The following is a 5,200-nucleotide window of genomic DNA, read 5'->3' as shown; positions in this document are numbered from 1 at the left end:
AGAAAAAAGCCCCATGCATCAGCATGGGGCTTTTCTGGATTTGATGCCTGGCAGTTCCCTACTCTCGCATGGGGAGACCCCACACTACCATCGGCGCTACGGCGTTTCACTTCTGAGTTCGGCATGGGGTCAGGTGGGACCACCGCGCTATCGCCGCCAGGCAAATTCTGTTTCACCAACCGCCATTCAGGCCATCGGCTCCAATCTTGAACAAGCTTCATTCGTCTCTCTAAAACACCTTCGGTGTTGTAAGGTTAAGCCTCACGGATCATTAGTACTGGTTAGCTCAACGTATCGCTACGCTTACACACCCAGCCTATCAACGTCTTAGTCTTAAACGTTCCTTTAGTGGACTCTAGGTCCAAGGGAAGACTCATCTCGAGGCAAGTTTCGCGCTTAGATGCTTTCAGCGCTTATCTCTTCCGCACGTAGCTACCGGGCAATGCAATTGGCATCACAACCCGAACACCAGCGGTGCGTCCACTCCGGTCCTCTCGTACTAGGAGCAGCCCCTCTCAATCTTCCAACGCCCACGGCAGATAGGGACCGAACTGTCTCACGACGTTCTAAACCCAGCTCGCGTACCACTTTAAATGGCGAACAGCCATACCCTTGGGACCTACTTCAGCCCCAGGATGTGATGAGCCGACATCGAGGTGCCAAACACCGCCGTCGATATGAACTCTTGGGCGGTATCAGCCTGTTATCCCCGGAGTACCTTTTATCCGTTGAGCGATGGCCCTTCCATTCAGAACCACCGGATCACTAAGACCTGCTTTCGCACCTGCTCGAGCCGTCACTCTCGCAGTCAAGCTAGCTTATGCCTTTGCACTAACCTCCTGATGTCCGACCAGGATTAGCTAACCTTCGTGCTCCTCCGTTACGCTTTGGGAGGAGACCGCCCCAGTCAAACTACCCACCAGACACTGTCCCTATCCCGGATCACGGGACCAGGTTAGAACATCAAACATTAAAGGGTGGTATTTCAAGGTCGGCTCCATGCAGACTGGCGTCCACACTTCAAAGCCTCCCACCTATCCTACACATCAAGGTTCAATGTTCAGTGTCAAGCTATAGTAAAGGTTCACGGGGTCTTTCCGTCTTGCCGCGGGTACACTGCATCTTCACAGCGAGTTCAATTTCACTGAGTCTCGGGTGGAGACAGCCTGGCCATCATTACGCCATTCGTGCAGGTCGGAACTTACCCGACAAGGAATTTCGCTACCTTAGGACCGTTATAGTTACGGCCGCCGTTTACTGGGGCTTCGATCAAGAGCTTCGCCTTGCGGCTGACCCCATCAATTAACCTTCCAGCACCGGGCAGGCGTCACACCCTATACGTCCACTTTCGTGTTTGCAGAGTGCTGTGTTTTTATTAAACAGTTGCAGCCAGCTGGTATCTTCGACTGGCTTCAGCTCCATCCGCGAGGGACTTCACCTACATGCCAGCGTGCCTTCTCCCGAAGTTACGGCACCATTTTGCCTAGTTCCTTCACCCGAGTTCTCTCAAGCGCCTTGGTATTCTCTACCTGACCACCTGTGTCGGTTTGGGGTACGATTCAGTGTTATCTAGAGCTTAGAGGCTTTTCCTGGAAGCAGGGCATCAACCACTTCAGCACCGTAGTGCCTCGTCATCACGCCTCAGTGTTGAAGATGACCGGATTTGCCAGGTCATCACACCTACACGCTTAAACCGGGACAACCGTCGCCCGGCCGGCCTAGCCTTCTCCGTCCCCCCTTCGCAATAACACCAAGTACAGGAATATTAACCTGTTTCCCATCGACTACGCCTTTCGGCCTCGCCTTAGGGGTCGACTTACCCTGCCCCGATTAACGTTGGACAGGAACCCTTGGTCTTCCGGCGAGCGGGCTTTTCACCCGCTTTATCGTTACTTATGTCAGCATTCGCACTTCTGATACCTCCAGCAACCCTCACAGGTCACCTTCACAGGCTTACAGAACGCTCCCCTACCCAACAACACATAGTGTCGCTGCCGCAGCTTCGGTGCATGGTTTAGCCCCGTTACATCTTCCGCGCAGGCCGACTCGACCAGTGAGCTATTACGCTTTCTTTAAATGATGGCTGCTTCTAAGCCAACATCCTGGCTGTCTATGCCTTCCCACATCGTTTCCCACTTAACCATGACTTTGGGACCTTAGCTGGCGGTCTGGGTTGTTTCCCTCTTCACGACGGACGTTAGCACCCGCCGTGTGTCTCCCGTGATAACATTCTTCGGTATTCGCAGTTTGCATCGGGTTGGTAAGTCGGGATGACCCCCTAGCCGAAACAGTGCTCTACCCCCGAAGATGAGTTCACGAGGCGCTACCTAAATAGCTTTCGGGGAGAACCAGCTATCTCCCGGTTTGATTGGCCTTTCACCCCCAGCCACAAGTCATCCGCTAATTTTTCAACATTAGTCGGTTCGGTCCTCCAGTTAGTGTTACCCAACCTTCAACCTGCCCATGGCTAGATCACCGGGTTTCGGGTCTATACCTTGCAACTCAACGCCCAGTTAAGACTCGGTTTCCCTACGGCTCCCCTATTCGGTTAACCTTGCTACAAAATATAAGTCGCTGACCCATTATACAAAAGGTACGCAGTCACACCCCAAAGGGTGCTCCCACTGCTTGTACGTACACGGTTTCAGGTTCTATTTCACTCCCCTCGCCGGGGTTCTTTTCGCCTTTCCCTCACGGTACTGGTTCACTATCGGTCAGTCAGGAGTATTTAGCCTTGGAGGATGGTCCCCCCATATTCAGACAGGATAACACGTGTCCCGCCCTACTCATCGAACTCACAGCTGTGCACCTTCGTGTACGGGGCTATCACCCGGTATCGCGCGACTTTCCAGACGCTTCCACTAATGCACAAACTGATTCAGGTTCTGGGCTGCTCCCCGTTCGCTCGCCGCTACTAGGGGAATCTCGGTTGATTTCTTTTCCTCAGGGTACTTAGATGTTTCAGTTCCCCTGGTTCGCCTCGTTAAGCTATGGATTCACTTAACGATAGTGCAACGAATTGCACTGGGTTTCCCCATTCGGACATCGCCGGCTAATAATGCTTCATATCAGCTCACCGACGCTTATCGCAGATTAGCACGTCCTTCATCGCCTCTGACTGCCTAGGCATCCACCGTGTACGCTTAGTCACTTAACCTCACAACCCGAAGGTGTTTCACTTCGTGCTGCAAGCATTTGAGAGACTCTCGAATCACTTATTTAAAGCAATTCGATTGTTTTCGAATTTTCAGCTTGTTCCAGATTGTTAAAGAGCAAAATATTGCAAACCTGACTCGTAAGTCCGTTTTGCAATACGGTTGGCATCGTCTTTCACCCGATACCGCAAATGGCGTCCCCTAGGGGATTCGAACCCCTGTTACCGCCGTGAAAGGGCGGTGTCCTAGGCCTCTAGACGAAGGGGACACTGGGTCGACTTCGCTGACGCGTTTGCTCGAACATCTATCAGACAATCTGTGTGAGCACTACACAATTCCGTATCTTCAGGTAAGGAGGTGATCCAACCGCAGGTTCCCCTACGGTTACCTTGTTACGACTTCACCCCAGTCATGAATCACAAAGTGGTAAGCGCCCTCCCGAAGGTTAAGCTACCTACTTCTTTTGCAACCCACTCCCATGGTGTGACGGGCGGTGTGTACAAGGCCCGGGAACGTATTCACCGTGGCATTCTGATCCACGATTACTAGCGATTCCGACTTCATGGAGTCGAGTTGCAGACTCCAATCCGGACTACGACGTACTTTATGAGGTCCGCTTGCTCTCGCGAGGTCGCTTCTCTTTGTATACGCCATTGTAGCACGTGTGTAGCCCTACTCGTAAGGGCCATGATGACTTGACGTCATCCCCACCTTCCTCCAGTTTATCACTGGCAGTCTCCTTTGAGTTCCCGGCCTAACCGCTGGCAACAAAGGATAAGGGTTGCGCTCGTTGCGGGACTTAACCCAACATTTCACAACACGAGCTGACGACAGCCATGCAGCACCTGTCTCAGCGTTCCCGAAGGCACTCCCGTATCTCTACAGGATTCGCTGGATGTCAAGAGTAGGTAAGGTTCTTCGCGTTGCATCGAATTAAACCACATGCTCCACCGCTTGTGCGGGCCCCCGTCAATTCATTTGAGTTTTAACCTTGCGGCCGTACTCCCCAGGCGGTCGATTTAACGCGTTAGCTTCGGAAGCCACGCCTCAAGGGCACAACCTCCAAATCGACATCGTTTACAGCGTGGACTACCAGGGTATCTAATCCTGTTTGCTCCCCACGCTTTCGCACCTGAGCGTCAGTCTTCGTCCAGGAGGCCGCCTTCGCCACCGGTATTCCTCCAGATCTCTACGCATTTCACCGCTACACCTGGAATTCTACCTCCCTCTACGAGACTCTAGCTTGCCAGTCTTGGATGCAGTTCCCAGGTTAAGCCCGGGGATTTCACATCCAACTTAACAAACCGCCTGCGTGCGCTTTACGCCCAGTAATTCCGATTAACGCTTGCACCCTCCGTATTACCGCGGCTGCTGGCACGGAGTTAGCCGGTGCTTCTTCTGTAGGTAACGTCAATTGTACGTGCTATTAACACGTACACCTTCCTCCCTACTGAAAGTACTTTACAACCCGAAGGCCTTCTTCATACACGCGGCATGGCTGCATCAGGCTTGCGCCCATTGTGCAATATTCCCCACTGCTGCCTCCCGTAGGAGTCTGGACCGTGTCTCAGTTCCAGTGTGGCTGGTCATCCTCTCAGACCAGCTAGGGATCGTCGCCTAGGTGAGCCATTACCCCACCTACTAGCTAATCCCATCTGGGTTCATCTGATGGCATGAGGCCCGAAGGTCCCCCACTTTGGTCTTGCGACGTTATGCGGTATTAGCTACCGTTTCCAGTAGTTATCCCCCTCCATCAGGCAGATCCCCAGACATTACTCACCCGTCCGCCGCTCGTCAGCGGAGAAAGCAAGCTTTCTCCCTGCTACCGCTCGACTTGCATGTGTTAAGCCTGCCGCCAGCGTTCAATCTGAGCCATGATCAAACTCTTCAATTAAAAGCTTGATGCTCAAAGAATTAAACTGTTTATTCGTAATGAATTAACTGCTGTCACTCTTCAAGACTTTAAATATTTTGGCATTCCGAAGAATGCTTAATACGAATCTTGCGAGTGCCCACACAGATTGTCTGATAATTTGTTAAAGAGC

The 5,200-nt window shown here is 52.3% G+C and carries 1 tRNA gene and 3 rRNA genes; all 4 read right to left on the bottom strand.

The window, feature by feature from the left end:
* Positions 1–45: 45 nt before the first annotated feature.
* Positions 46–161, bottom strand: a 5S ribosomal RNA gene (gene rrf, locus EHO01S_RS16770).
* 89 nt (positions 162–250) lie between these two features.
* Positions 251–3,157: ribosomal RNA gene (locus tag EHO01S_RS16765) — 23S ribosomal RNA — on the bottom strand.
* A gap of 190 nt (positions 3,158–3,347) precedes the next feature.
* Positions 3,348–3,423: transfer RNA gene (locus EHO01S_RS16760), tRNA-Glu, on the bottom strand.
* A gap of 82 nt (positions 3,424–3,505) precedes the next feature.
* Positions 3,506–5,049, bottom strand: a 16S ribosomal RNA gene (locus EHO01S_RS16755).
* Together the 16S, 23S and 5S rRNA genes with 1 tRNA gene alongside form the textbook arrangement of a ribosomal RNA operon.
* Positions 5,050–5,200: the final 151 nt, after the last annotated feature.

The organism is Edwardsiella hoshinae NBRC 105699 = ATCC 33379, assembly GCF_000474215.1.
Taxonomy (GTDB): domain Bacteria; phylum Pseudomonadota; class Gammaproteobacteria; order Enterobacterales; family Enterobacteriaceae; genus Edwardsiella; species Edwardsiella hoshinae.
The sequence above is the reverse complement of the archived record's forward strand: the minus strand, read 5'-3'. Positions and strand labels throughout refer to the sequence as shown.